We start from the raw sequence: 25,544 nt of genomic DNA, 5'->3' as shown, positions 1-25,544 counted from the left end.
CCGGCAACCAGAGCTGGGCGAAGCCACCTTACCAACGGCGGCTCCAGGTCCTACCTCAGCGGGCTCCCCCGGCCTGGGCCCGGAGCGGTTCCAGGAACATGGCCTCGACCAGGTCCCCGCACCACCGGAGCAGATCCAGGTCCCGCAGCGGCTGGCCGCCGATGGGCTTGGTCTTGGGCACCGGCACGAGCATGGTCTCCGTCGCCTGCTTCACAAGCGCCTTCGGGTAGAGCCGCTGCAACCGTACCTGCTGGGAGTCTTTCAGCCGAACCGGGGCGAACTTGATGTTCGTTCCCATGAGCTGCACGTCGGTGAGTCCGGCCTTCCTGGCCCTGATGCGGAAACGCGCGACCTCCAGGAGGTTGTCGACCTCGACGGGAAGCCGGCCGTACCGGTCGGTCAGCTCGTCGCGGACGGCGGTGATGTCGTCCTCGGCCGCGATGGCGGCGATGCGCTTGTACGCCTCCAGCCGCAGCCGCTCACTCGTCACGTAGTCGTGCGGGATGTGGGCGTTGATGGGCAGTTCGACCTTCACGTCCTGCTGCTCGGTGACGGTCTCGCCGGAGAGCTTCTGCTTCTGCTCCTGGACGGCCTCCGCCATCATGCGCACGTACAGGTCGAAGCCGACGCCCTGGATGTGGCCGGACTGCTCGGCGCCGAGGATGTTGCCCGCGCCCCGGATCTCCAGGTCCTTCATGGCCACGTACATGCCGGCGCCCATCTCGGTGTGCTGGGCGATGGTGGCCAGCCGCTCGTGCGCGGTCTCGGTGAGCGGGTTCTCCGGCGGATAGAGGAAGTACGCGTACCCGCGTTCCCGGCCGCGCCCGACCCGGCCGCGCAGCTGGTGCAGCTGGCTCAGGCCGTAGTTGTCGGCCCTGTCCACGATCAGCGTGTTCGCGTTCGGCACGTCGAGACCGGACTCCACGATCGTGGTGGACACGAGCACGTCGTACTCGCGCTCCCAGAAGCCGACCATGATGCGTTCCAGCTGCTGCTCGTTCATCTGGCCGTGCGCGACCGCGATCCGCGCCTCCGGCACCAGCTCGTGCAGGCGCGCGGCCACCTTGTCGATGCTGCGCACCCGGTTGTGCACGAAGAACACCTGGCCGTCGCGCATCAGCTCGCGCCGGATCGCCGCCGCGATCTGCTTCTCGTCGTACGGCCCGACGAAGGTCAGGATCGGGTGCCGCTCCTCCGGCGGGGTCAGGATGGTGGACATCTCCCGGATGCCGGTCAGGCCCATCTCCAGCGTGCGCGGGATGGGCGTGGCCGACATGGCCAGCACGTCCACCTGGGTACGCAGGTGCTTCATCTGCTCCTTGTGCTCGACCCCGAAGCGCTGCTCCTCGTCCACGATGATCAGGCCGAGGTCCTTGAACCTGACCTCGGGCGAGAACAGCCGGTGGGTGCCGATCACGACGTCCACGCCGCCGGTCTTGAGCCCGTCCAGGGTGTCCTTCACCTCGCCGTCGGTCTGGAACCGGGAGACCGGCTTGACCACGACGGGGAAGTTGGCGAATCGTTCCCCGAACGTGGACAGGTGCTGCTGGACCAGGAGCGTGGTGGGCACCAGCACGGCCACCTGCTTGCCGTCCTGGACCGCCTTGAAGGCCGCGCGGACCGCGATCTCGGTCTTGCCGTAGCCGACGTCGCCGCAGATCAGCCGGTCCATCGGGATCGGGCGCTCCATGTCGCGCTTGACCTCGTCGATGGCCTCCAGCTGGTCGCCGGTCTCCGCGTACGGGAAGGCGTCCTCCATCTCGCGCTGCCAGGGAGAGTCGGCCGCGAAGGGGTGGCCAGGGGAGGCCATCCGGGCCGAGTAGAGCCGGATCAGCTCGCCGGCGATCTCCTTGACCGCCTTCTTGGCCCGGGTCTTGGCCTTGGCCCAGTCGGCGCCGCCCATGCGGTTGAGGGTCGGGGACTCGCCGCCGACGTACCGGGTGACCTCGTCGAGCTGGTCGGTGGGGACGTAGAGGCGGTCGCCCTTGGCGTACTCGATGACGAGGTATTCGCGGGTGGCGCCCTGGACGGTGCGCTGGACCATCTCGATGTAGCGGCCGACGCCGTGCTGCTCGTGCACGACGTGGTCGCCGATCTTGAGCTGGAGCGGGTCCACCATGTTCCTGCGGCGGCTGGGCAGGCGGCGCATGTCCTTGGTGGAGGCCTTCTGGCCGACCAGGTCCAGATGGGTGAGAACGGCCAGCGAGTCGGTGACGAAGCCGTGCTCCAGCCGTCCGGTGGTGACCAGCACCACGTCCCTGCCGGGCGGCTCGGTGATCGACGGCACCAGCTTGGCGGCCACGTCCACGCCCTTGAGCAGCTCGACCATGCGCTCGGCCGGGCCGTGGCCCTCGCTCAGCAGCACCACCGAGCGCCCCGAGCCGAGCCACCCCTTGATGTCGCCGAGCGCCCGCTGCGTGTCCCCCCGGTACGCCTCGACGTCGTGCGCCGGCAGCTCCACCCCGTCGCCGAACGGCGCGATGCTCCACCACGGCTGGCCCAGCTCACCGGCGTGCGTGCGCACCTCCTCCAGCGTCCGGAACGCGGCCGCGTCCAGGTCGATCGGCGCCTCGCCCCCGGCGGCGGCCGTGATCCACGACGCCTCCAGGAACTCCTGGCTGGTACGGACGAGCTCCACCGCCCTGCTGCGGATGCGCTCCGGATCGCAGACGAACACGGCCGAACGCGCGGCGAGGTGGTCGAGGAGCAGGTTCATGCCCCCGGCGAGCACCGGCGCGAACGCCTCCATGCCCTCCACCGGCACACCCTCGGCCAGCTGGTCCAGGATCTCCTTCAGCGCCGGATGCTGGTCGGCCAGCTCCCTGGCGCGCTCCCTGACCTCCGGGGTGAGCAGCAGTTCGCGGCAGGGCGCGGCGAACAGGCCGTCCTGGGCGACCTCCAGAGAACGCTGGTCGGCGACCTTGAACCAGCGGATCTCCTCCACCGTGTCGCCCCAGAACTCCAGCCGCAGCGGGTGCTCCTCGGTGGGCGGGAAGACGTCCAGCAGGCCGCCGCGCACGGCCACCTCGCCGCGTTTCTCCACCATGTCGACCCGGTGGTAGCCGTTCTCGACCAGTTTGGCGACCACGTCGTCGAGTTCGGCGTCGTCGCCGGGGCGAAGCCGTACGGGCTGGAGGTCGCCGAGCCCGGCCACGATGGGCTGCAGGACCGCGCGGACCGGGGCCACCACCACCCGCAGCGGGCCGGCCGACTGGTCGCCCGCGACCGGATGGGCCAGGCGGCGGAGCACGGCCAGGCGCTGGCCGACGGTGTCGCTGCGCGGGGAGAGGCGCTCGTGCGGCAGGGTCTCCCAGGCGGGAAAGACGGCGACGGCGGTGTCGGGCAGCAGGCTGGTCAGGGCGGCGGCCAGGTCCTCGGCCTCGCGGCCGGTGGCGGTGACGGCGAGCACCGGGCGGGAGCGTGCCAGCGCGGCGACCGTGAAGGGGCGCAGCGCGGCGGGCGCGACCAGGTCGGCGCCCACCTGGTCGTCGAGGCACTCGGCCAGCCGGGGATCGGCCGCCACCACGTCGAGCAGACCGGAGAGCGCGGACATCGTCATCGTGATATCGGACATCGCCATTTCGGACATCGCCTGTAGGCCCCCATTAGAGTGCACCGCCGCGCCGCCGGAACCCGTTCGAGGGCAGCACGAACATCCCGGAACCTGTTTGGGACCGGGGGTATGCCTCCAAGGCTACTTCCCCGGGAGAGGACGTCGCGGGCGAGTCGGGAGCGAATCCGTGACGATCATGTAGTCGATTGACTACCCTTCGTGACATGTCTGACGTGCGAATGACCGCTGCGGGTGGCGTCTTCAGCCAGCGAATCCGCGAGCAGTGGAACGAGCAGCTCGGCCGCCGCCTCGACATCCTGGTCGCCGGCTGCGGCCGCGGCACCCCGCTGGACCTGGACCGGATCGAGGCCCGGGTGACCGGCGTGGACGAGGACCGCCCGGACCTGCGGGCCGCCACCGCGGCCAGGACCGACCTGAACGTCTGGTCGCTGGGCGACCTGCGCTCGGCCGCGCTGGCCCCCCGCTCCTACGACGTGGTCTGCGTGGAGTTCCTGCTCGAACGCATCCCCCACGCGGAGCTGGTGCTGGACCGGATCGTCAACGGCCTGCGCCCCGGCGGGCTCCTGTTGATCCGCATGCGGGACCGGAAATCCGCCTACGGGTTCCTCGACCGGAAAGCCCCCTTCCGGAACCGGCTGTGGCGCTGGCTGGCGCCGGCGGGGGCCGTCGGGCCGCTGCCCGCGGTCTACGAGCCGGTGTCCTCGCGGGAGGGCATCCAGTCCTACTGCCTGATGCGCGGCCTGATGATCGCCGAGGAGCACACGCTGACCAGCGGCACGGCCCGGCTGGGGCCGCGCGGCGGGCTCGTGGCCCTGCTCTGCCGCGCGGTCGGCCGACTCTCGGGCGGGCGCCTGGCCACCGACCACGACGAGGTCGCCCTGGTCGTACGGAAACCCCAGCACCACTTCGCCCGCCTCATCTGATCGTGAGAAGCGGATCCCAGACGTCCGGATCGTTGGTGTTGCTCCGGTAGGAGGACAGCTGGACAACCTTCCGGCCGTCCACGCTCACCAGCATGAGCGCGGAGCTGAACTCGTTCTCGCAGGCGCCCGCGCAACCGAGCGCGATGAGATGGCCGTCGTCAGCCCAGGCGATCAGCTGGAGCATCTTCTGAGTGCCGACGATCTCGCCGGTGGTCAGGTCCTTGACGGTGGTCTCCGGGCCGGGCGGGCGGCCGCGGTCGGCGATGAGTCTCCGGTTGGGCGAGACGCCCGCCAGTTGGCTGCCCTCCATCCGGTCCGGCGGCGCGGGCCGGGAGTTGCCCTCCAGGTCGTAGAAGGCCTGGGCCGGCGCGAGGACCTGCGGCTCCCAGATCAGCGTGCCGTCCTCGCTCCAGCGGAAGTCCCGCCGCCCGCTGGGACCGTCCGCATTGTCCGCATTGTCCGCGTTCGGCGGGAAGCCAGGGCGGCGGCCGCCCCCCTTGAACGACCGGAAGGCGACCTGACCGGTGCTGGCGTCGGCGATGGCGAATCCCGTCCTGCTGGCCGACGCGCCTCGGGACATGGTGCGTTCCTCGTTCAGCCAGCGCAACTCGTCGGGTGGGCCGGAGTAGGTGGTGATCAGGATGCGGGTGCCGTCCGGGGACCAGTACGCGGCCCCGGCGCCCTGCTCCACGCCGATCCAGCGCACCACCTGCCGGGTGTTCATGTCGAACACGCCGACCCGCCTGGCGGGCAGGTCGCCCTCGATGACCGCCGCGAAGCGCAGTCCCGGCGCGACGTCCACCCAGGACCAGTCGGTCGGCTCGTACTGGCCGGAGACCGGGTTGTAGAGCGACCAGTGCCAGCGGACCGTCTCGGTACCCCGGCCGGTCGGCACCCAGCTCAGGGTGGAGTACGCGGAGACGGCCACCTGCCCGGCGGCGATGAGGGTCCGCGGCGGGTCGTTCTCGGTGTCCGTCTGGACATCGGGAGGAGGCGGGCTCACGGTCGCCGTGACCGTGGCGTCGGCGGCGGGCGCGGGACGCTCGCGGAACGCGCCGGGCAGCACGAACATCCCGGCCACCAGGACGGCGGCCACGGTGACGGCGGTCACGGCCAGCGCGGGCAGCCGACGGCGGCGGCGCGAGTCCAGCACCCGGTCGGCCAGGTCAGCGGGCACCCGGGTTTGCTCCGACCAGTGCCGGAGCGTCTCCCTGAGCAGGGTCTCCTCGTTCATCGGGTCAGCTCCTCGTATGCGGGCGTGAGCTCGGTGGCCAGGGCGCGGAGCCGGGCCAGCGAGCGGTGCGCGGTGCTCCGGACGGTGCCCACGGAACAGCCCAGGATCCGCGCGATCTCGTCCTCCGGCAGGTCCTCGAAGTAGCGCAGCACCAGCACCGTGCGCTGCCTGGGGGTCAGCCGGGCCAGCGCCTGCCGGAGCGCCAGCCGCAGGTCCACCGCGCCGGTCCCGTCGGCCGCGGCCGTGTCCGGCGGCTCGGCCACGCTCGTCTCGTGCCGCCGCCAGGCCAGCCGCCAGGTGCTGATCTGCTGGTGGTACATGGTTCGCTTGACGTACGCCTCCGGGTCCTCGATCCCGCGCCAGCGGGTCACCGCCTTGGCGAGGGAGGTCTGCACCAGATCCTCGGCGGCGTGCTGGTCGCCTCCGGTGAGCAGGTAGGCCAGGCCCATCAGGGCGGGCGACCGCGCGGCCACGAAATCGCGGAATGCTCGTTCGTCCGCGGCGTCCACGACCACCTCCTCGTAGAGCTAATGTCAGCCTCTAAGACGCCCTGAGGCGACGCCCGCTATGCCTGAGATCGGAAAACCGACTGATGACCGAAGCGACCGAGTGGACTCCCGACCCCCGGGAGCTGGCCGACCTGGAACTCCTGTTGTCGGGTGCGTACGCGCCGCTGACCGGCTTCCTGGGGGCGGCGGACGTCGCGAGCGTGACCGAGCACGGGCAGCTCGCCGACGGCACGCCGTGGCCGGACGCGATCACGCTGGCGCTCCCCGAGGACCTCGGCGGCCACATCAGGCTGACCGATCCGGAGGGCGCAGCGCTGGCCGTTCTGGAGATCACTGAGCGGAACGGGCATCACGTCGCCGGGCGTCTGGAGGCGCTCGGGTCGCCGGTGTACGGGCCGTTCGCGCGGCTGCGCCGTACCCCGGCGGAGGTGCGCAAGGAGCTGCCCGACGACGTGCTGGCCGTCACCATGCGCGGGCCGCTGGACTCCTCCGCCGTCGAGGACATCGCGGCCACCGCCGAGGAGCTCGACGCCGCCGTGCTGCTGCTCCCCCTCGTGTACGGCGAGGCGGGGCCGGCCGTGGTCCGTGCCGCGCTGAAGGCGTCCGCGGAGCTGCCCGGTTCGACCGTGGTGGCCGTGCCGCTGGCGCCGCGCGAGGACCCGGCCATCGACCTGGAGCTGCGCGAGCACGTGGCCGCGAACTACGGCGCCACCGAGCACTACGCCGGGCCCGCCCCGGTCAGCATCCCCGGGCCGCCGCACCGGCGCGGGCTCGTGGTGTTCTTCACCGGACTGTCCGGCTCCGGCAAGTCGACCGTCGCGCGCGGCCTGCGGGACGCCCTGCTGGAGCGCGGCGGGCGCACGGTCACCTACCTGGACGGCGACGTGGTGCGGCGGCTGCTGTCCAAGGGCCTGACGTTCTCCCGCGAGGACCGCGACCTGAACATCCGCCGCATCGGGTTCGTCGCCGCCGAGGTGGCCCGGCACGGCGGGCTGGCCATCTGCGCGCCGATCGCCCCGCACGCGGACACCCGCGACGAGGTGCGCGAGATGGTGGAGGCCGTGGGCGCCGACTTCGTGCTGGTGCACGTCTCGACGCCTCTGGAGGAGTGCGAACGCCGCGACCGCAAGGGCCTGTACGCCAAGGCCAGGGCGGGGCTGATCCCGGAGTTCACGGGGGTGTCGGCGCCGTACGAGGAGCCTGACGACGCCGACCTCGAACTGGACACGACCGACATGCCGGTTGAGCGCGCGGTGTCCACGGTGCTCAACCGGCTCATCTCGGGCGGCTGGATCCGCTAACTCACTGCACGGGGACCTTCGTCGCCGCGAAATGCGCTTCGCGGGCGAGCTGGGTGAAAGCCGCCGCCGACTCCGGCGTCGTGTCGAAGCGGGTGTCCCCCCGGGGCGCGAACGCCGAGTCGAAGTAGACGAGCGCCTTGATCTGCGGGTAGTCGCGGATCTGGGCGCGCACCGAGGCGTAGAAGTCGGTCTTGAACCGGGGAGCGGTCTTGCGCTCGAACGCCCCCCACTCCGACACCATGATCGGCTTGCCGGGGAAGCGTGACTGCGTCCAGCGGTAGAAGCCCGGCCAGCGAGGGTGATCCGGCCTCGTCTTGTCCACCAGCGTGGAAAAGTCACTGACCCGGTTGTCCGCGTACGGATCCAGGCCGATCCAGTCGACCACGTCGTCACCGGGGTAGAGCCGGTCGAACCACGGCTTGGTGGCCCAGTTGGGCGCGCCCATGTACGTCATGACGGTCACCGCGTTCCGTACGCCCTGCTTGCGCAGGCGGTTCACGACATGCCGGTACATGGCCGCGTAGTCCTGGGCGGACATCCCCGGCTTGGAGTGCACGTCGTTTTCCGGTTCGTGGTGGATGGTCAGGAAGAAGCGCCCCGGAAAGGTCCGGGTGATGTGCGCGGCCAGGGCGTCGATGCGCTCGTCCAGCGCGCCGCGCGCGATCTGCGCCCAGGTCCTGGTCCGGGACGGCTTCCAGTTGATCAGCAGCATCCGCGGGCCGGTGGCCAGCTGGCGCTCCTGGTCGGTGGGGAACAGCTCCTCCCCCCGGTGGTAGACGTGCACGATGTCGGCCGGGCGGCCCATGCGCTGTTCGGCGCGCTGGACCGCGCGGGCGGGCGGGGTGCCGGTGAAGACGTCCGGCGCGATCCCCCACCAGGCGCCGCAGGTGGGGATGAGCTTGTCGGTGACCACGCAGGTGGTCTCCTGGCGGAGGAGGCCGTCCGGACGGGCGGCCGGGCCGGCGCCGGTGCCGGAGGCGGGGGCGCAGCCGGTGACCAGAGCCAGCGCGACGATCCCCCGTTTGACGATGAACATGGGTTCACCATTCCATCACCGCCGCTCACGGGTGCGGCGCTTTCTCATATCCCATGGCGGACATGTCCAAAGAACGTCTGTTATTGTCCCGTGATTCGCCTGTGGAAAAACTTCAAAATTGGCTGGGGTAAAGCTCAAGGGAGCCTATAGTTCATACTCTGTTTCGCCGTTCCCACGCCACGACGAGGTCCCCCATGAGCCTGCCCCCGCACAGCCGGGATCTCGCCGAGTACGGTTCCGTGCTGCGGCGCCGCCGGTGGCTGGTGGTGGTGTGCCTGCTGGCGGGGGTGGCGGGTGGGGTGGGGGCGCTGGTGGGCACGCCTCGGGCGTACACGGCGACGGCGGAAGTGCAGGTGTTGCCGACCGGGGTGCAGGAACAGGTCAATCAGGTCACCCAGCGCCAGCGTGAACCACTCAATTTGGATACCGAAGCGCAGATCGCCCAATCATCCGTGGTTGCCGCGAAGGCGGCCGAAATCCTGAAAAATACAGATCCGGAAGCGTTGCGGTATCGGGTTCGGGTTGATGTTCCGCCGAATTCCGGAATTCTCAGGATTTCGTTTGCGGCGCCCGATTCGGTGGTGGCGGCGGCGGGGGCTCAGGCGTTCGCGGACGCGTACCTGCGGCATCGGGCGGAGGCCGCGCAACAGACTTTGCTCGCGCAGATGCGGGCGCTGCTGGTGAAGCTCCGGCAGGTCAACGTGTCGCTGAGCCGGGTGGCGGTCACGCTGGCGCCACTCGCCCGTGGCTCGGCGGAGCGCGCCGTCACCGCGCACCAGCAGGCGGTGCTCAGCCGGCAGTCCTACAGCCTCACCCTGAAATACGACACCCTCAAAACCACCGCGATCACCCCCGGCACAGTGATCAGCCCAGCCCGCCCGCCGCTGCGCGCAAGCACTCCCAGCCCTCCGCTCTATCTCGGCAGTGGTCTCTTTCTAGGCGTCCTGACGGGAGCCGTGTCGGCTTTCACCCGCGACCGCCTGGACACCCGGCTACGCGTCCCCGCCGACATCGAACGCCTGACCGCGCTGCCCCTCCTGGCCGAGCTTCCGGCCAAGGACATCGGCACCCTGGCGGAAACCCTCTCCGACCTGTTCCCCGAAGGCCCGGTCCTCCTGGAACCCGTCGGCACGACCGCCGCCCCGTTGATCGCCGCCGAGTTCCCCACCCTCGACCTGGTCACCAACGGCCGTGCCCCGTCCGCCGTACTCCTGGTCGGCCTCCGCCGCACCCGCGCCCAAGAGGTCGCCCACGCCACCCGCTCCCTCACCGCACGCGGCACCACCGTCCTCGGCGTGCTCTCCGTACCCCCCGTAGTGGTCGCAACGGAGCCCACCCGATGACCCCTCACCCGTCGGACCGCCAACCGGAGAGCCCTCTACCGGCGGCTCCCCTCGCGGCCAGTGCCGTGACCACAAACCTTCGCCGGGTCGAAGCGCCTCGCCAGCCTCGGCGATCGCACGACTCCAAGCCGGTGAACGTTATCGGACACCGCAGTAGCCTGCCCGTGAGCCCACCGGTGATTTCCCTCGCACTTGGCCGCCTGCCGGCGAGCCCTCTCCCGGTGGCTTCCCTCGCGACTTGCCGCCTGCCGGCGAGTCTCTTCGCGGTTGGTCCTCACTTGATGGGCCCCCGCCGCATGAGTCCTCTGCTGATGAGCCGCCTGAGGGTGAGCTGGGGTGCTGTCTGGCCGATTTGGGCGTTGCTCGTTGGATATCCCGTGTGGTGGGCGCTCGGCTTCGGGGGCCTGTCGGTCATTGTGGTGGCCGTTCCGATGTTGGTCATTCTGTGCCGGCGGCGGCCGATCAAGGTGCCCAAGGGGTTCGGGCTTTGGGCGTTGCTGATCGCGGGGTACCTGATCAGTGCTTTCGCTCTGACGGAGACCCCTGAGGGCACCTATGGGGACCTCACGGCCGGGCGGGTGACCGGCTACGTGATGCGGCTGGCCATCTATCTGTCGCTGCTGGTCGTCGTGCTCTACTTGGGCAACCTCACCCGCGAGGAACTGCCGCAGCTCGCGCTCGTGCGCATGCTCGGCGCGCTTTTTCTCACCACGGTCGCGGGCGGGCTGCTCGGCGTGCTGATGCCGCACTTCGCGTTCACGTCCCCGGTCGAGCTGGTGCTCCCCCGCTGGATCTCCGGCAACTCCTTCGTCACCAACCTGATCCACCCCACCGCCGCCCAGATGCAGCACGTGCTCGGCCACGCCTCCCCCCGCCCGGAGGCCCCCTTCGAATGGGCCAACGCCTGGGGCAGCAACGCCTCGGTCCTGATCATCTGGTTCCTCGTCGGCTGGTGGGGCTACGGCGGCCCGCTCCGCAGAGTTCTCACCGCCGTCGTCCTCGCCCTCGCCGCCATCCCGATCGTCTACTCCCTCAACCGCGGCCTCTGGATCGGCCTCGGCTTCTCCCTCGCCTACCTGGCCGTCCGCTCCCACCGCCTCCTCTCCATCGGTACGGCCATCGCCGCCACCGCCACCGCCTTCGTCCTCTCCCCGCTGGCTCCGATGGTCGCCCAGCGCCTGGACAGCCCCCACAGCAACGACATCCGCGCCTTCACCGTCTCCGCCACCGTCCAGACCGCCGCCACCTCCCCGATCATCGGGTACGGCAGCACCCGCAACGCGTTCGGCAGCCACCGTACGATCACCACCGGCAAGAGCGACTGGTGCGACACCTGCGGCCACCCGCCCCTCGGCAGCGACGGCCAGCTCTGGCTGCTGATGATCTCCCAGGGCTTCGTCGGGGCGTGCCTCTACGCCGGCTTCTTCGCGGGAGCCGTACGGCGGTACTGGACTGATCGCTCCCCGATCGGGCAGGCGGGAGTGCTGGTGATGGTGCTGGCGCTGTTCTACATGTTCATCTACGACGGCATGGTCACCGCGCTGAGCCTCTACCTGATCTCGTTCGCGCTGCTGTGGCGGAACGCCACATGAGCGACGCCGACCTCCGCCTGCGCTATCTCGACGAGGTGATCCCCATGCTGTTCCCGCCGTCGTCCCGGACCTCGGCCCGCACCCTGCTCCCGCATCGGCTCGTGCCCCGGCGGCTGGTGCCTCGTGCGCGCTGGCACGTCGGTGGTCGAGTACTGGTCGGAGACGGCCCCGACACGATCGAAACGTACCTGAGCGACATACTCGGCCAACCCATCCACACCGTGCTCCACGTCCGCCCGGCCCGGCGAGCCAACCGCAAACCAATCCTGGAGGCGTACGGATCGGACGGACTCCTCGGCTTCGTCAAAATCGGCGACAACCCCCGAACAAGCGCCCTCGTCCACCACGAAGCAGCCACCCTCCGCATGCTCCACGACCGCCCCCTCAAGGTCGTAACCCCACCCACCGTCCTACATTTCGGCACCTGGCGAGACTTAGACGTCCTCCTCCTCTCCCCCTTACCAACCAACGGCACCCACCGCAGGAGCGATCCGCCGTCTCCCACGCCAATCGACGACGTCCCACGCGAGACCGGCTTCGCATCCCCCATCGCGCCGCCCTCCGGCCAATCGCCGATCGCCCACGGCTTCGTACAGGAACCAAGCTCCGCATACTCAAGCGGGCCAACCTTGTCCCCAGACATCCACGGGCTCCCGCACGGAGCCAACTCCACACGGTCAAGCGGGCCGACCTCGTCGGCGAGCACCCATGACTTCGGGCAGGAACCCAGCTCCGCATACCCAAGCGGGCCGACCTCGTCGCCCAACACCCACGGACTCCCGCACGGGATCAACCCCACACGGTCAGGCGGGCCGACCTCGTCGGCGGGCACCCATGGCTTCGGGCAGGGGGCAGGTTTCGCCTCTTTCGCTCGGCCCTCTGGTGGGCGGTGGGCGCGGTTGCCGTTCGGGGGTGGGGCTTGGGCGCCGGGGGGTCTGGGTGGGCGGAGGAAGGTTGGGGCGGAGTTGCTGGCGGCGGCGGTGAGTGAAATCGCGGGACTGGATCCGGCGGGGGCGTGGCATGGGGATTTCTCGCCGTGGAATGTCTGTGCGGGTGGGGACGGCGAGTTGCTGGTGTGGGACTGGGAGCGGTTCGAGGTTGGGGTGCCGATCGGGTTCGACGCGTTGCATCACTTCTTTCATGGGGCGTTGCGGCGGATGCGGCCCGGTCAGGCGGCGCAGGCGTGTGTCAGCAGGGCCGGGCGGATTCTGGAGCCGTTCGGGTTGTCGTTCGCGGAGGCTCGGCTGACCGCCGCGCACTACCTGATGACGCTGGCCGACCGCCATCGCCGAGACGACCACGAACCGCTCGGTCCCGCCTCTGACTGGCTCAATCCCGTTCTCGATCATCTGGAGGTGTTGCCGTGAGCGCCCTGAAGACCACTGCTCACGCGGTTTCGATCACCGCGGGGAGGCTGACCGGGAGCGGCCGCATGCTCCCGTCGTTCCTGATCGTCGGCGCCCAGCGCTGCGGCACCACATCGCTGTACCGCGCCCTGTCGCAACATCCTCTGATGCTGAAACCCGTGCTCCGCAAGGGTGTGCATTTCTTCGACATGGCCTACGACCGAGGCCTGTCCTGGTATCGAGCCCATTTTCCGCTACGCGCCACCGCCGCCCGCCTCGAATACCGCTACGGCCACCGCCCCTTGGCCTTCGAGTCGTCCCCCTATTACTTGTTCCACCCGTTGGCGGTTTCTCGGATCGCCTGGGACCTCCCCGGCGTAAAACTGATCGTCCTCGTCCGCGACCCGGTCGAACGCGCCTACTCCGCCTTCGCCCACGAACTGGCCCGGGGCTTCGAAACAGAGACCTCCTTCGAGCGAGCCCTCGACCTGGAGGAAGAACGCCTCGCCGGCGCCGCCGAAAACCTCAAACAAGACCCCTCATACGTAAGCCACGCCCACCGCCACCACGCCTACGTCTCCCGCGGCCGCTACGCCGAACAACTGGCCCCCCTGGACCTCCTGGTCGGCCGCGACCGCGTCCTCGTCCTCGACAGCGGCACCTTCTTCACCGACCCCGAACCCACCTACGACCGCATCCTCGAATTCCTCGGCCTCCCCCGCCTCACCGACCCCATCTTCGACCGCCACAACCCCCGCCCCCGCCCCGAAATGCCCCCGCACCTCCGCCACCGCCTCTCCGAACACTTCCTCCCCTGGGACGTCCTCCTCCAGCCCTGGCTAGGCACCACCCCCTCCTGGCGCCGCTAACCCATGCCCAAACTCCCCAAACTCCCCCCCGGCTCCCTATCCGGCCTAACCACCGCCACCACCACCGCCCTCTCCCAATTCCTCCTGGTCCTCCTCATCACCCGCTCCCTCCCCCCCACCACAGCCGGCACCTTCTTCACCACCACCGCCCTGGCCCTGATGCTCACCGGCATCCTCCGCCTAGACACCGGCAACGGCCTCATCTACTTCCGCGCCCGCCAACCCGAAACAGAGCCCCACCCTCATCCGACGGCCGACCCGGTCCGAGCCCTCCAACAGGGCTCCTCACGGACAGCCACGCCCGAGGGAGCAGAAGCAACGTCCCTGAAACGCGAGGAAGTGAACGGGGGGAAGACACCCCGCAGTAGCGATTGGGTGAAGCTCTCGGCACTCGGGAGTGGTGAAGAAGGGCTCCAGACCCTCAACCAGACCAGCGACGCGCAGCCCTGGGTGCACGACGAGAAGCGCCTCGTGCGCCAGGCGGAACTCGCAAGGCGTGAGTGGGAGGGTCAGGCGGAACTCGCAAGGCGTGAGTGGGAGGGTCAGGCGGAGCCCGAAGGGCGGCGGGTCGTGGGCCGGGCGGAGCCCGGGGGGCTGGGGTTGGGGGGCGGGGCGGAGCCCCGGGGGCAATCGAAGGGTGGGTGGGTGGGAGAGCAGCCACGGTTGGTTTGGGTGGCTGTTGGGCCGGTTTTGGTGCTTTCGGTGTTGGTGGGTGGGGGGTTGGTTTGGGGGTCAGTGGAGAGTCGGGTTCTGGGGGTGGTTCTGCCGGTTGTGGTGGTGGCGGATGTGTTGGTGGCGGCCACCAGAGGGCGGGGGAATATGCGGGGAACGTTGATTTTGGCGGGGTTGGTGCAGCCGGTTGGCCAGCTTGTGTTGGTGGGGGGTGCGTTGTTGGCCGACGCGTCGGTGCCGGTTCTGCTACTTGCGTGGGCGTTGCCGTCGTTGCCTGTTCTGGTGCTCGCGGGGCTGAGAGTTTCGAGGGATTCGTTTGGAAGGACGGGATGGGGTGAGTTCTGGCGATACACCGGCCCCCGGTCCGTGGCCGCCGCGATTCAAGCCGTGTTCCAACGACTGGACATCGTCGTGGTCGCGTTCCTGGCGGGCCCCGCCGAAGCCGCCATGTACACCGCCGCCACCCGCTTCAAAATCCTCGGCCAACTGGCCAACCAGGGCCTCGCCCAAGCCACCCAACCCCGCCTGATCCAAGCCATCACCACCAACAACCACGCGGAAGCGAAACGCCTCTACCGCCAGACCACGAGAACCCTCGTCGCCCTCACCTGGCCGATCTGGATCGGCTACGCCGTCTTCGCCCCCTGGCTGCTCGCCCTCTTCGGCCCGAGTTATCCCCAGGCTGTGGACATCGCCCTGATCCTCTCCGCCACGATGATGATCGCCACCGCCTGCGGCATGGTCGACGTGCTCCTCATCGCCTCCGGCCGTACCACCGCGAGCCTCGTCAACGTCATCGTCGCCGTCACCGTCACCATCGCCCTGGACCTGCTCCTGGTCCCGGCCCTCGGCGCCCTCGGCGCGGCCCTCGGCTGGTCCGCCGGCGTCCTGGTGAAGAACATCCTTCCCCTGATCCAAGTGCACACCTTCCGCCCCAGGATCGCGATATGACCATCCTCGTCACCGGCCTCCCCCGCAGCGGCACCAGCTGGACCGGCCGCATGCTCTGCCATTCCGGCGAACTCGTCTACGTCAACGAGCCCCTCAACCCCGAACGCCGCTACCCCGGCGTCCTCAACGCCCCACCCCCCGCCCGTTTCCAGTACATCTGCGAAGACAACGAGCCCGACTGGCTCCCCGCGTTCACCGACACGACCGCCCTGCGCTACCGCTTCCTGGCCGAACTCCGCCGCAACCACCGCCCCGGCTCCCTGGCCCGGCTGCTCAAACACGGCACCGCGTTCACCCTCGGCTGCCTCCTCGGCCGCCGCGCCCTCCTGGACGACCCCTTCGCCCTGTTCTCCGCAGCCTGGTTCGCCACCCGCCTGAACTGCCGCGTCATCATCCTGACCCGGAACCCGGTCCCGTTCGTCGGCAGCTGGCAGTACCTCGGCTGGACGGTCTACTTCCACGAACTCCTCGAACAACCCCTGCTCGTCCGCGACCACCCCCACCTGCTCACGCTGCGCGAACACGTCGGCTCCACCGACCGCCTCGCCAAAGCCGCCGCCCTCTGGCGCGCGGCCCGCGACTTCACCGACGCCCTCACCCACCCGAACATCCGCGTCGTCAGCTACGAATCCCTCGCCGCCGACCCCCTCTACGGCTTCCGCGACCTCTACTCCTGGTCCGGCCTCACCTGGACGGACCGCTCCGCCCACCTCATCCGCCACGCCTGCACCGGCCCCGCCACCGACCGCCCCTTCACCTGGTCCGGCCTCTCCCGTACGGCGTTCCGCCGCACCGACAGCGCCACCGCCGCCACCCGAACCCGCCTCTCCCCCGAAGACGCCTCCAGAGTCACCACCCTCGTCGGCTGAACGCCCGGTCTCGAACTATCCTGCTCACGTGGGCGACGAAGATCACGAACACCCCGAGGTGACCGTCCGCTGCTCCCGAGACCCAGACCCCGTCCTCCGGTTCACCAACAGGCAGTTCATCGACCACCTGGATCGAAGCCGGGCAGCAACTGACCTCCCTGGCCGCCGACGTCCGAGCCTTCCTCGCTCGTCCCTGACTCAGGTGAACAGGCGTCGTACGAAACACACCAGGAGCAGGCGGAGGGCGAAGGGGAGGTCGTCGATCAGGTAGCGGCGGGCCAGGCGGCTGGGTTCGGTGGTGAGGCGGTAGAGCCATTCGAGGCCGTGGTCGCGCATCCAGTGGGGCGCACGCCGTACGGAGCCGGCGGCGAAGGCGATGGCGGAGCCGCAGCCGATGAACCAGGTTTCGGGGAGGTCGGCGCGGAGGCGTTCGATCAGGAGGTCCTGTTTGGGGAAGCCGAGGCCGACGAAGACGAGCCGGGGGGCGGCGTCGAGGAGGGCGCGGCGGACCTGGTCGAACCGCTCGGGGTCGGTCTCGAAGCCGGTCGGGGGCGCGTCCACGCCGGCGACGATCAGGCCGGGGTAGCGGTCGCAGAGGGCGATGGCGGCGCGGTCGGCGACGCCCGGCGGGCCGCCGAGCAGGTAGACGGGGATCCGGTAGAACGCGGCCGCCTCCGACAGGGACCAGATCAGGTCGGCTCCGGTGATCCGCGCCGGCACCGGCCGTCCGAGCATGCGGGCGGCCCACACCAGCGGCATGCCGTCGGCCACCGCGAGATCGGCTTTCAACACCAGGGCCCGCAGGTCGTCGTCCCGCGAGCACGCCCGGCAGATGTCCACGTTCGGGGTGATCACATGCCCGCCGCGCCCGCGCCGCACGGCCCCGACGACCCGGTCGACGACCTGGATCTCGGTCAGCCGGTCCACTTCGATCCCGGCTACGGACACCCGCCGTCGCCGCCGTGCGCGCGGTTCCGGCGCGAGCCGTTGCGGGGGTACGGCGAGCAGGGACGCCTTCTTCCCCATCAGATGCCGTGTCCACGGGTGTGCAGCGCGGCCAGCACCGCGTGCGCGGACACCAGCCCGATGGCCACGGCCAGCGCGATCGGCGCGCGCGGCTCGCCACGCCGGGCCGCGAAGGCGCGCAGCGCCCACCGTCCGGCCTCCCGGCGATGCCCAAGCGCCGCGTGGTGGAACGCCAGCTGCCCGTAGACGCGGGCGGAACCGCGCGGATCGGCGGCCAGCTCGGGATGCCTGGCCAGCATCCACTCCAGCCCGGCGATCCGGTCCGCCCACCGGGTGACGTACTGCGAAGCCCCCCAGCGGACCCGGACCAGGGGCTCGTCCACGAACACGATGGGCTGGCGGCGGGCGGCGCGCAGGGCCAGGTCCCAGTCCTCGTTCTGGCCGCCGGGGGCGCTCTCGTCCACCCACAGCGCGCCGCGCCGGAACAGGAACGTGGAGGAGTGCACCATCATCATCCGCGACCTGACCAGGTCGGCCACGGTCACCTCGGAGCGCCCCGCCGTACGGGGGACGCGGCGGGAGCCGTACTCGACCTCGATGGCGCAGGAGGCGAAGTCGGCGGCGCCGAGGCGGGCGACCTGGGCGGTGAGCTTGCCGGGCAGCCAGACGTCGTCGTCGTCGCAGAAGGCGATCAGGTCGGTGCCGAGGGCGGCGATGCCGGTGTTGCGCGCGCCGGGCAGGCCGGGGGTGAGCCGGTTGGGCAGCACCCGGACCCGGCCGCGGGTGGCGGCGACGGCGTCGGCGATCTGTTCGGCGACGTCGATCGGGTCGCCGCCGTCCACCGCGACCACGACCTGGGCGGGCCGCGGGTAGTCCTGGCCGAGCACGCCTTCGAGCGCGGCGCGCAGCGGGCCCGGCCGGTCGCCGCGCGTGGGGATGACAACGCCGACGGACGGGTTCATCGAACTCTCCTTGCGAAACTCATGGGCGAGGACTAGTAGGTGAGGCGGTAGCCGTACCGGAGGAGGAAGGGGAGGGTGATCAGGGTGACCGCCCAGCGGTGCGGGAGGGGCAGGTGGGCGTGGTTCTCGCGGAACCTGATCCGGCCGACGGCGAAGCGCATCGGGTTGCCGGAGACGGTGTGGGCGACGCCGAGCCGGGCCTCGTGGCCGGTGATGAAGTCGAGGTCGCCTTCCCCGTACGCCAGGTCGAGACGGTCGGCGAGGCGGCGCAGCGTCCGCGTCGGCTCCTCGACCAGGTCCTCGTAGTGCACCCGCAGCACGGGCACGCCCTTGACCCGGAGCATCTCGAAGGCGAGGTTCTGGACCAGCCAGTGCAGGGCGGTCCTGACGGGCGTCCAGCGCGCCATGGGGGCGCCGTCCTCCGGGCGGGCCACCCGCTTGCGCCAGGACGCGGCCACGGCCCGCGGGTCGCGCACCACGTGCACGACCTGCAGATCCATGATCGCCGACAGGCAGTACGCGAGCGAGGCGTGTTTGCTGGAGTCCACCACCACCCGCCCGTTCACGATCTCGGCGGCGGCGGCGTAGATCCGGTGGTACGACGCGACATACTCGGTCAGCTGGGCCTCGCGGCTGATGAGGCCGAGCGCGAACACCGGGACGCGCCGGGTGCGGTCCACCTTGACGCGCAGCTCCTGGAGCCGCTCCGCCTTGGCGGGCCGCCAGCCGCCGAAGGCGCGCTCGCCCACCTTGTGCCAGAACGGGCACTGCGCGAACGGCTGGCGGCAGCCGCACGGTTCGTCGGCCTGCACGCCGCGCCGCCACAGGTGCACGACCTCACCGAGCGGCGCGACCCCGGGAAGCTCTCCGAGGAGGCGCTCCAGCAGCGTGGTGCCGCTGCGCCCGAGGCCTCCTACGAAGATCACCGGCTGAGCGTCTGACACGAGCACGACCCCCGAAGTGGATGCGGAACGTGCCGACGCTAGCGCGGAGAGTAACTACATGTTCACGGAACGTTAAATGATCTACCCAGAGTCAGAGGATCATCCCGGCTCCGACGGTGCCGTTGGTGGCCTCGTCGATCAGGATGAAGCCGCCGGTCAGCCGGTTCCTGGCGTACTCGTCCACGAACAGCGGCTGGGTGATGCGCAGCGAGACCCGGCCGATCTCGTTGAGCGCCAGTTCCGCGGCCGTCTCGTCGCGGTGCAGCGTGTTCACGTCCAGCCGGTAGTGCAGATCCTTGACCAGGGCGCGCGCGGTCCGGGTGGTGTGCTTGATGGTCAGCTTGGCCCGGGGGCGCAGCTTCACGCCGTCGGCCATCCAGCAGATCATCGCGTCGATCTCCTGGCTGGCGGCCGGCTGGTTGTTCGGCCGGCAGATCATGTCACCGCGGGAGATGTCGATGTCGTCCTCGAGGCGCAGGGTCACCGACATCGGCGGGAACGCCTCGTCCACCGGGCCGTCGAAGGTGTCGATGGAGGCGATCCTGGTGGACAGCCCGGACGGCAGGTGCACGACCTCGTCGCCCGGCTTGAGCACGCCGCCCGCGACCTGCCCGGCGTAGCCCCGGTAGTCGTGGAACTCGGTCTTGTGGGGGCGGATGACGTACTGCACGGGGAAGCGCACGTCGACCAGGTTGCGGTCGGAGGCGATGTGCACGTGCTCCAGGTGGTGCAGGAGCGAGGTGCCCTCGTACCACGGCATGTTCTCGGAGCGGGAGACGACGTTGTCGCCGTGGAGCGCGGAGATGGGGATGAAGGTCAGGTCGCTGGCGTTGAGCTTGGACGCGAACGAGGTGAACTCCTCGCGGATCTCCTCGAACCGCTCCTCGGAGTAGTCGACCAGGTCCATCTTGTTGACCGCGAGCACCAGGTGCGGCACCCGCAGCAGCGTGGTCAGGAACGCGTGCCGTCGCGACTGTTCGAGCACGCCCTTGCGCGCGTCGATCAGGATGATGGCCAGGTCGGCCGTGGAGGCGCCGGTGACCATGTTCCGGGTGTACTGGATGTGCCCGGGGGTGTCGGCGATGATGAACTTGCGCTTGGGCGTGGCGAAGTAGCGGTAGGCCACGTCGATGGTGATGCCCTGCTCGCGTTCGGCGCGCAGGCCGTCGGTGAGCAGCGAGAGGTCGGTGTACTCGGTGCCCCGGTCCCGGCTGGTGCGCTCGACGGCCTCCAGCTGGTCCTCGAAGATGGCCTTGGAGTCGAAGAGCAGGCGGCCGATGAGCGTCGACTTGCCGTCGTCCACGGAGCCCGCGGTGGCGAACCGGAGGATGTCCATCAGAAGTACCCTTCCTTCTTGCGGTCTTCCATGGCCGCCTCGGAGGCCCGGTCGTCGGCCCGGGTGGCGCCGCGCTCGGTGATCCTGGTCGCCGCGATCTCGTCGATGATCTCGCTCACCGTGCTCGCGGTGGACGGGACGGCGCCCGTGCAGGTGATGTCGCCGACCGTGCGGTAGCGCACCATCGCCTCGAACAGCGGCTCGTCGTCGCCGCGCTCCAGCACGTCGGACTCGGGCAGCAGCATGCCGTCGCGCTCGAAGACGCGGCGGGTGTGGGCGAAGTAGATCGACGGGATCTCGATGCCCTCCCGCCGGATGTAGTCCCAGATGTCGAGCTCGGTCCAGTTGGACAGCGGGAAGACGCGGATGTGCTCGCCCTTGCGGATCTTCGCGTTGTACAGGTTCCAGAGCTCGGGCCGCTGGTTCTTCGGGTCCCACTGGCCGAAGTCGTCGCGGAAGGAGAACACGCGCTCCTTGGCCCGCGCCTTCTCCTCGTCGCGGCGCGCGCCGCCGAAGACCGCGTCGAACTCCTGCTCCTCGATCGCGTCCAGGAGCGTGGTGGTCTGCAGCCGGTTCCGCGACGCCCGCCGGCCGGTCTCCTCGACCACGCGGCCGGCGTCGATGGAGTCCTGCACCGAGGCCACCACGAGCCGGGCGCCGAGTTCGGCCACCCGCCGGTCCCGGAAGTCGATGACCTCGCTGAAGTTGTGGCCGGTGTCCACGTGCATGAGCGGGAACGGGATCGGCGCCGGCCAGAACGCCTTCTCGGCGATGCGCAGCATCACGATCGAGTCCTTGCCGCCGGAGAAGAGCAGGCAGGGACGCTCGAACTCGGCCGCGACCTCACGCATGATGTGGATCGCCTCGGCTTCGAGGACGTCGAGCTGCGACGTCGTGTAGTCGCGCTGAAGCATTGGGGCTTCCTCTGATCTGGGGGTGATTACACCGGCCGACGCAGGTCACGGATCCCAGCGAGCAACGTTGGCGCTAGATCCGGTAGGGAGACCAGGATATCCGGCAGTGACGGGTCGGCTTGGTTGTAGGTCAACGGCGTGCCGTCGATGCGGCTCGCGTGCGCTCCCGCGGCGAGCGCGACCGCGGCCGGAGCCGCCGAATCCCACTCATACTGCCCGCCGGCGTGCACGTACGCCTCGACGTCGCCCGTGAGCACCGCGGAGATCTTCGCGCCCGCGCTGCCGATCGGCACCAGGTCGGCGCCGACCAGGTAGGCGAGCTTCTGCACGAACTCCGGCGGTCTGGTACGGCTCACCGCGATCCGGAACCGGGTCCCCTCGTGGCGCGGCAACACCGGCGGCTTACCCGTCCCGAGGGTACGCCCCTGCGCGGGCAACGCCACCGCGCCCGCCGCGAGCCTGCCGTCCTCCCAGAGGGCAACGTGCACCGCCCAGTCCGCCCGCCCGGCCTCGCCGAACTCACGGGTGCCGTCCAGCGGGTCGACGATCCACACGCGGCTCGCCTTCAACCGGGCCGGGTCCAGCCGGTCGCCCTCCTCCGACAGCACACTGTCGCTCGGGCGCAGGCGTTCCAGGGATTCGGTGAGGAAACGGTGGGACTCGCGATCGCCGGCGTCCTTGAGCGCCTTGGGGTCGTCGAAGCCGTACCGCGCGCGGAGCCGTAAAAGTCTCTCGCCCGCCTCGGTCGCCAGATCTTCGGCGAGGGCGTGGTCGTCGCGAATCGTCTTCATGCTCAGTACGCTCCTGCTCCGCGTGCCACGGCCGACCACGTCTTCCAGAGGATTTGAAGATCCAACATCAGGGACCAGTTCTCGACATAACGCAGGTCCAACCGTACCGATTCCTCCCAGGAGAGGTCGGATCTGCCGTTCACCTGCCAGAGACCGGTCATGCCGGGGCGGACCAGCAGGCGGCGGCGTACGTCGTCGCCGTAGCGGGCCACCTCCTCGGGCAGGGGCGGGCGGGGGCCGACCAGGGACATGTGGCCCTTGACCACGTTGATCAGTTGCGGGAGCTCGTCCAGCGAGTAGCGCCGCAGGCGCGCGCCGAGCGGGGTGATCCGGGGGTCCCGCCGGATCTTGAAGAGCACGCCGTCGGCGTCGCTGACGAGCTGGATCTTCCGGTGCTCGGCGTCCTGCGCCATGGTGCGGAACTTGAGGATGGTGAACTCCTTGCCGTCCCGGCCGATCCGGGTCTGGCGGAACAGCGCGGGGCCCGAACTGGTCGCCTTCACCGCGACGGCGAGGCCGGCCAGCAGCGGCGACAGCAGCACGAGGATCAGGCCCGCCACCAGCCGGTCGAAGCCGTTCTTGATGAGCCGCCGGACGCCGGCCAGTTCCGGGTGCTCCACGTGCAGCAGCGGCAGGCCGGCCACCGGGCGGATGGTGGTGCGCGGCCCGGCCACCTCCATCAGCGCGGGCGCCACCACCAGGTCCGTACGGCTTCGCTCCAGCAGCCACGCCAGCCGCCGCAGCGCGACCCCGTCGAACTCCGGGCAGGCGAGCACGGCGACCGTGTCGGCGTTGATGCTGTTCACCACCAGGGGCACGTCGGAGAAGTCGCCCAGCACGGGAACCCCGACGTCGGGACCCTCCTTGGGCAGGCAGGCGGCGACGATGTCCATGCCGTGGTAGCGCTCACGGCGGAACAGCCGGACCAGGTCGGCGACCGCCTCCGGGTGGCCGACGGCGACGACCCTGCGCATGCAGCCGCCCCGGGATCTCCTGCGGTGCAGGCCGCGGCGCAGGCCGTACCGGCCGAGGAGGGTGAGGATGGTCATGAGCGGGAGGGCCAGCACCACGTAGCCGCGGGCCACGTCGGTCTTGGTGACGTAGGCGGCGATGGCGACGGCGGCGATCACCGCGATGCCGGACTGGGCGATGCGGCGGAACTCCTCGGAGCCGACGCCGATCAGTCTGGGCTCGTATACGCGGTTGAGCCCCATGACGATCACCCATAACAATGGGAGCGTTCCACTCAGCAGAACGTAAGGCTCCACATAGGGAGTGACCTCCCCGAACCGCAGCAGCACCGCCGCGGCCCCGGCAAGAAAGGCACAGATGATGTCGGACACGGCCGCGCTCACCCGATACCGCACCGTCCATCCGGGCGACGCGGTGCCCCGCCGTACGACTCCCCGCGGGCGAACGACGACGACCGCCCCCACCTCGCCGTCCCCCACGCATGCCTCCGTGTAACCGTACGCATACCCACCGTTAATCGACCGCTGGACATGCTAGCGCTGCCCTTGGGGAGAATTCCGTGAAAGCCGAAACCTACATTTCCGTCGATATCGAGGCGGACGGTCCCATTCCGGGGCCGTATTCGATGGTGAGTTTTGGGATGGCCGTGGCCGGGCGCATGCGGGGCCGCGAGTTCGAGCGCTGCGACCCGACCGCGAGCACGTTTTATGCGGAATTACGGCCGATCAGCGATGATTTCGTGCCAGAAGCCATGGCCGTCTGCGGCCTGGACCGCGACCTGCTCGTCCGCGAGGGCCGCGACCCCCAGGAGGCCATGAAGGCCGCCGCCACGTGGCTCATCGAGACGTGCGGCAAATCCACCCCCGTGCTGGCGGCTTATCCGCTCTCGTACGACTGGATGTGGATGTACTGGTATTTCATGAACTTCGTGGGCTCCTCGCCTTTCGGGCATTCCCGCTGCATCGACATCAAGACCCTGTACGCCGCCAGGGCCGGAGTCCCCATCGGCTGGGCCACCAAACGCCAGATGCCGCAGGAGCTCCGGTCCACGCGCCCGCACTCCCACCACGCCCTCGACGACGCCATCGAGCAGGCGGAGCTCTTCCAGAACCTGATGGACTGGCGGAAGTAGGGTCAGCGCGGCGGGCCCGACAGGTTCAGGTCCGCCGCGTGGAACTTGTTCTGGGTGGGCTCCAGCCCGGCCTGGATCAGCGACTCCACCATGTCGGCCGCCCGGTCCACCAGGAAAGGCAGATCCTTACGCTCGGCCGTGGCGAAGTCCTTCAGCACGTAGACGGCCGTGTCCATGCGGCCGGGAGGACGTCCGATGCCGAACCGCAGGCGCAGATAGTCCTTCGTGTTCATCGACTTGGTGATGGACTTCAGGCCGTTGTGACCGTTGTCTCCGCCGCCCAGCTTCGTGCGCAGCGCGCCGTACGGCACGTCCAGCTCGTCGTGGACCACGATGAGGTTCGTCGTCTTGTAGAAGTCGGCCAGCGCCTTCACCGGCCCGCCGGACAGGTTCATGAACGACAGCGGCTTGGCGAGGACCACGGATTCCCCGGCCAGGCGGCCCTCCATGACCTCGGCCCGCGCCCGGTGCGCCTTGAACCGGCCGCCGGCCCTGGCCGCCAGTTCGTCGGCCACCATGAAGCCCGCGTTGTGCCGGTTGGCCGCGTACTCCGCGCCGGGATTGCCCAATCCGACCACTAGCCAGCGATCCACCACGTCTCCCCGCTCACCCTGGATCTCGAACTCTAACGCCGTACACACGAAAGCCCCACCTGGCGAGGCCGGGTGGGGCTTGCGCTGAAGACCGTTATTCGGCGGCGGCCTCGGCGGGAGCCTCCTCGGCGGCCTCGGCCGGGGCGGCGGCCTCGGCGACCGGCTCCTCGGGCAGGTCGGCCACCGGGGCGGCGACGACGTGCAGGACCAGCGCCTCGGGGTCGCTCACCAGGGAGGTGCCGGACGGCAGCGGCAGGTCGGCGGCGTGCAGCGAGAAACCGACCTCCTTGCCCTCGACGTCGATCTCGACGCCGCTCGGGATGTGGGTGGCCTCGGCCTCCACCTGCACCTGGATCATCTGCTGGTCGAGCAGCGCGCCGCTGATGACGTCGCCGGTCACGGTGACCGGGATCTCGACGACGACCTTCTCGCCGCGCTTGACCAGGAGCAGGTCCACGTGCTCCAGGAAGCCCTTGATCGGGTCGCGCTGCACGCCCTTGGGCAGGGCCAGCTCGGTGACCGCGCCCTCCAGCTTGATCAGCACGTTCGGGGTGCGGAGCGCGAGCAGGAGCTCGTGGCCCGGCAGGCTCAGGTGGCGGGGCTCGGTGCCGTGACCGTACAGGACGGCGGGGACGCGGTTGGCGCGGCGGATGGCGCGGGCGGCGCCCTTGCCGAACTGGTCGCGGACTTCGCTGGTGATCTTGACTTCGGACAC

At 69.9% G+C, this 25,544-nt stretch carries 22 protein-coding genes; 9 read left to right on the top strand and 13 right to left on the bottom strand.

Annotation, left to right across the window (positions count from 1 at the left end; genetic code table 11):
- Window positions 1–55: 55 nt before the first annotated feature.
- Complete coding sequence (gene mfd, locus Aph01nite_RS18260) at window positions 56–3,553, bottom strand: transcription-repair coupling factor (RefSeq protein ID WP_204042170.1); 3,498 nt, start codon at window positions 3,551–3,553, stop codon at window positions 56–58.
- Window positions 3,554–3,777: 224 nt separating this feature from the next.
- Between mfd and Aph01nite_RS18255 the strand changes: the two genes are divergently transcribed.
- Complete coding sequence (locus Aph01nite_RS18255; RefSeq protein ID WP_204042109.1) at window positions 3,778–4,497, top strand: class I SAM-dependent methyltransferase; 720 nt, start codon at window positions 3,778–3,780, stop codon at window positions 4,495–4,497.
- Here the strand turns inward: Aph01nite_RS18255 and Aph01nite_RS18250 are convergent.
- A complete protein-coding gene (locus Aph01nite_RS18250) occupies window positions 4,490–5,731 on the bottom strand; it encodes a hypothetical protein (protein ID WP_204042108.1) in 1,242 nt (413 codons plus the stop codon). The genes Aph01nite_RS18255 and Aph01nite_RS18250 overlap by 8 nt on opposite strands.
- A complete protein-coding gene (locus Aph01nite_RS18245) occupies window positions 5,728–6,240 on the bottom strand; it encodes a SigE family RNA polymerase sigma factor (RefSeq protein ID WP_204042107.1) in 513 nt (170 codons plus the stop codon). Before Aph01nite_RS18245 ends, Aph01nite_RS18250 begins: the two co-directional genes overlap by 4 nt.
- 83 nt (window positions 6,241–6,323) lie before the next feature.
- Between Aph01nite_RS18245 and cysC the strand changes: the two genes are divergently transcribed.
- Window positions 6,324–7,541, top strand: coding sequence for an adenylyl-sulfate kinase (gene cysC, locus Aph01nite_RS18240; RefSeq protein ID WP_204042106.1), 1,218 nt, complete (start codon window positions 6,324–6,326; stop codon window positions 7,539–7,541).
- 1 nt (window position 7,542) lies between these two features.
- On the opposite strand, the gene Aph01nite_RS18235 is transcribed toward cysC, so the two are convergent.
- Complete coding sequence (locus tag Aph01nite_RS18235) at window positions 7,543–8,577, bottom strand: glycoside hydrolase family 26 protein (RefSeq protein WP_239161790.1); 1,035 nt, start codon at window positions 8,575–8,577, stop codon at window positions 7,543–7,545.
- Window positions 8,578–8,771: 194 nt separating this feature from the next.
- Here Aph01nite_RS18235 and Aph01nite_RS18230 point away from each other — a divergent pair, with 194 nt between their 5' ends.
- From Aph01nite_RS18230 to Aph01nite_RS18205, 6 genes are all read left to right on the top strand, one after another.
- Entirely contained in the window at window positions 8,772–9,920 is a 1,149-nt protein-coding gene (locus tag Aph01nite_RS18230) for a YveK family protein (protein WP_204042105.1), read from the top strand.
- A gap of 431 nt (window positions 9,921–10,351) precedes the next feature.
- Window positions 10,352–11,512 (top strand): O-antigen ligase family protein, encoded by a 1,161-nt coding sequence (locus Aph01nite_RS18225; protein ID WP_239161789.1) that lies wholly within the window; start codon window positions 10,352–10,354, stop codon window positions 11,510–11,512.
- 965 nt (window positions 11,513–12,477) lie between these two features.
- Window positions 12,478–12,879: a hypothetical protein gene (locus Aph01nite_RS18220; RefSeq protein ID WP_204042104.1), complete on the top strand. Its 402-nt coding sequence runs from the start codon at window positions 12,478–12,480 to the stop codon at window positions 12,877–12,879.
- Window positions 12,876–13,727 carry a sulfotransferase family protein gene (locus tag Aph01nite_RS18215; protein WP_239161788.1) on the top strand — a complete coding sequence of 284 codons (852 nt, stop codon included), beginning with the start codon at window positions 12,876–12,878 and terminating at the stop codon, window positions 13,725–13,727. The genes Aph01nite_RS18220 and Aph01nite_RS18215 overlap by 4 nt, the downstream gene beginning before the upstream one ends.
- A 3-nt stretch (window positions 13,728–13,730) precedes the next feature.
- The gene (locus Aph01nite_RS42460; RefSeq protein WP_307836782.1) at window positions 13,731–15,350 is read left to right on the top strand and encodes a lipopolysaccharide biosynthesis protein; all 1,620 of its coding nucleotides are present in this window, start codon (window positions 13,731–13,733) and stop codon (window positions 15,348–15,350) included.
- On the top strand, window positions 15,347–16,219 hold the full coding sequence (locus tag Aph01nite_RS18205; protein WP_204042103.1) for a sulfotransferase: 873 nt from the start codon (window positions 15,347–15,349) through the stop codon (window positions 16,217–16,219). Before Aph01nite_RS42460 ends, Aph01nite_RS18205 begins: the two co-directional genes overlap by 4 nt.
- Before the next feature lie 198 nt (window positions 16,220–16,417).
- Here the strand turns inward: Aph01nite_RS18205 and Aph01nite_RS18200 are convergent, their stop codons facing one another.
- The 7 genes from Aph01nite_RS18200 to Aph01nite_RS18170 all read right to left on the bottom strand — a co-directional run bounded on the left by Aph01nite_RS18200 (window position 16,418) and on the right by Aph01nite_RS18170 (window position 23,583).
- A complete protein-coding gene (locus tag Aph01nite_RS18200) occupies window positions 16,418–17,245 on the bottom strand; it encodes a WecB/TagA/CpsF family glycosyltransferase (protein ID WP_204042102.1) in 828 nt (275 codons plus the stop codon).
- Entirely contained in the window at window positions 17,245–18,147 is a 903-nt protein-coding gene (locus Aph01nite_RS18195) for a glycosyltransferase family 2 protein (protein ID WP_204042101.1), read from the bottom strand. The genes Aph01nite_RS18200 and Aph01nite_RS18195 overlap by 1 nt, the downstream gene beginning before the upstream one ends.
- A 32-nt stretch (window positions 18,148–18,179) precedes the next feature.
- Entirely contained in the window at window positions 18,180–19,073 is an 894-nt protein-coding gene (locus Aph01nite_RS18190) for a sulfotransferase family protein (protein ID WP_239161786.1), read from the bottom strand.
- A 109-nt stretch (window positions 19,074–19,182) separates the two neighbouring features.
- On the bottom strand, window positions 19,183–20,427 hold the full coding sequence (gene cysN / locus Aph01nite_RS18185) for a sulfate adenylyltransferase subunit CysN (protein ID WP_204042100.1): 1,245 nt from the start codon (window positions 20,425–20,427) through the stop codon (window positions 19,183–19,185).
- Complete coding sequence (cysD, locus tag Aph01nite_RS18180) at window positions 20,427–21,341, bottom strand: sulfate adenylyltransferase subunit CysD (protein ID WP_204042099.1); 915 nt, start codon at window positions 21,339–21,341, stop codon at window positions 20,427–20,429. The genes cysN and cysD overlap by 1 nt, the downstream gene beginning before the upstream one ends.
- A 26-nt stretch (window positions 21,342–21,367) precedes the next feature.
- A complete protein-coding gene (locus tag Aph01nite_RS18175; RefSeq protein WP_204042098.1) occupies window positions 21,368–22,132 on the bottom strand; it encodes a 3'(2'),5'-bisphosphate nucleotidase CysQ in 765 nt (254 codons plus the stop codon).
- Between the two features lie 2 nt (window positions 22,133–22,134).
- On the bottom strand, window positions 22,135–23,583 hold the full coding sequence (locus tag Aph01nite_RS18170) for a sugar transferase (protein ID WP_239161785.1): 1,449 nt from the start codon (window positions 23,581–23,583) through the stop codon (window positions 22,135–22,137).
- An 80-nt stretch (window positions 23,584–23,663) separates the two neighbouring features.
- Here Aph01nite_RS18170 and Aph01nite_RS18165 point away from each other — a divergent pair, with 80 nt between their 5' ends.
- Window positions 23,664–24,236: a 3'-5' exonuclease family protein gene (locus Aph01nite_RS18165; RefSeq protein ID WP_239161784.1), complete on the top strand. Its 573-nt coding sequence runs from the start codon at window positions 23,664–23,666 to the stop codon at window positions 24,234–24,236.
- A 2-nt stretch (window positions 24,237–24,238) separates the two neighbouring features.
- Here Aph01nite_RS18165 and pth read toward each other — a convergent pair whose 3' ends face one another.
- A complete protein-coding gene (pth, locus tag Aph01nite_RS18160; protein ID WP_204042097.1) occupies window positions 24,239–24,829 on the bottom strand; it encodes an aminoacyl-tRNA hydrolase in 591 nt (196 codons plus the stop codon).
- 94 nt (window positions 24,830–24,923) lie between these two features.
- Window positions 24,924–25,544, bottom strand: coding sequence for a 50S ribosomal protein L25/general stress protein Ctc (locus Aph01nite_RS18155; protein ID WP_204042096.1), 621 nt, complete (start codon window positions 25,542–25,544; stop codon window positions 24,924–24,926).

Origin of the sequence: Acrocarpospora phusangensis, assembly GCF_016862995.1 — a bacterium.
GTDB lineage: Bacteria > Actinomycetota > Actinomycetes > Streptosporangiales > Streptosporangiaceae > Acrocarpospora > Acrocarpospora phusangensis.
Note: the sequence above shows the minus strand (reverse complement) of the source record. Positions and strands in the feature narration are given on the sequence as shown.

Excerpts from the sequence above, each read along its gene's own strand:
- Aph01nite_RS18225 (WP_239161789.1), top strand. The coding sequence starts at position 10,352 with ATGTTGGTCATTCTGTGCCGGCGGCGGCCGATCAAGGTGCCCAAGGGG.
- cysN (WP_204042100.1), bottom strand. The coding sequence starts at position 20,427 with ATGGACATCCTCCGGTTCGCCACCGCGGGCTCCGTGGACGACGGCAAG.
- Aph01nite_RS18195 (WP_204042101.1), bottom strand. The coding sequence starts at position 18,147 with ATGAACCCGTCCGTCGGCGTTGTCATCCCCACGCGCGGCGACCGGCCG.
- Aph01nite_RS18205 (WP_204042103.1), top strand. The coding sequence starts at position 15,347 with ATGACCATCCTCGTCACCGGCCTCCCCCGCAGCGGCACCAGCTGGACC.
- Aph01nite_RS18175 (WP_204042098.1), bottom strand. The coding sequence starts at position 22,132 with ATGAAGACGATTCGCGACGACCACGCCCTCGCCGAAGATCTGGCGACC.
- mfd (WP_204042170.1), bottom strand. The coding sequence starts at position 3,553 with ATGTCCGCGCTCTCCGGTCTGCTCGACGTGGTGGCGGCCGATCCCCGG.
- cysD (WP_204042099.1), bottom strand. The coding sequence starts at position 21,341 with ATGCTTCAGCGCGACTACACGACGTCGCAGCTCGACGTCCTCGAAGCC.
- Aph01nite_RS18200 (WP_204042102.1), bottom strand. The coding sequence starts at position 17,245 with ATGGGGAAGAAGGCGTCCCTGCTCGCCGTACCCCCGCAACGGCTCGCG.
- Aph01nite_RS18235 (WP_239161790.1), bottom strand. The coding sequence starts at position 8,577 with ATGTTCATCGTCAAACGGGGGATCGTCGCGCTGGCTCTGGTCACCGGC.
- Aph01nite_RS18255 (WP_204042109.1), top strand. The coding sequence starts at position 3,778 with ATGTCTGACGTGCGAATGACCGCTGCGGGTGGCGTCTTCAGCCAGCGA.
- Aph01nite_RS42460 (WP_307836782.1), top strand. The coding sequence starts at position 13,731 with ATGCCCAAACTCCCCAAACTCCCCCCCGGCTCCCTATCCGGCCTAACC.
- Aph01nite_RS18230 (WP_204042105.1), top strand. The coding sequence starts at position 8,772 with ATGAGCCTGCCCCCGCACAGCCGGGATCTCGCCGAGTACGGTTCCGTG.
- cysC (WP_204042106.1), top strand. The coding sequence starts at position 6,324 with ATGACCGAAGCGACCGAGTGGACTCCCGACCCCCGGGAGCTGGCCGAC.
- Aph01nite_RS18250 (WP_204042108.1), bottom strand. The coding sequence starts at position 5,731 with ATGAACGAGGAGACCCTGCTCAGGGAGACGCTCCGGCACTGGTCGGAG.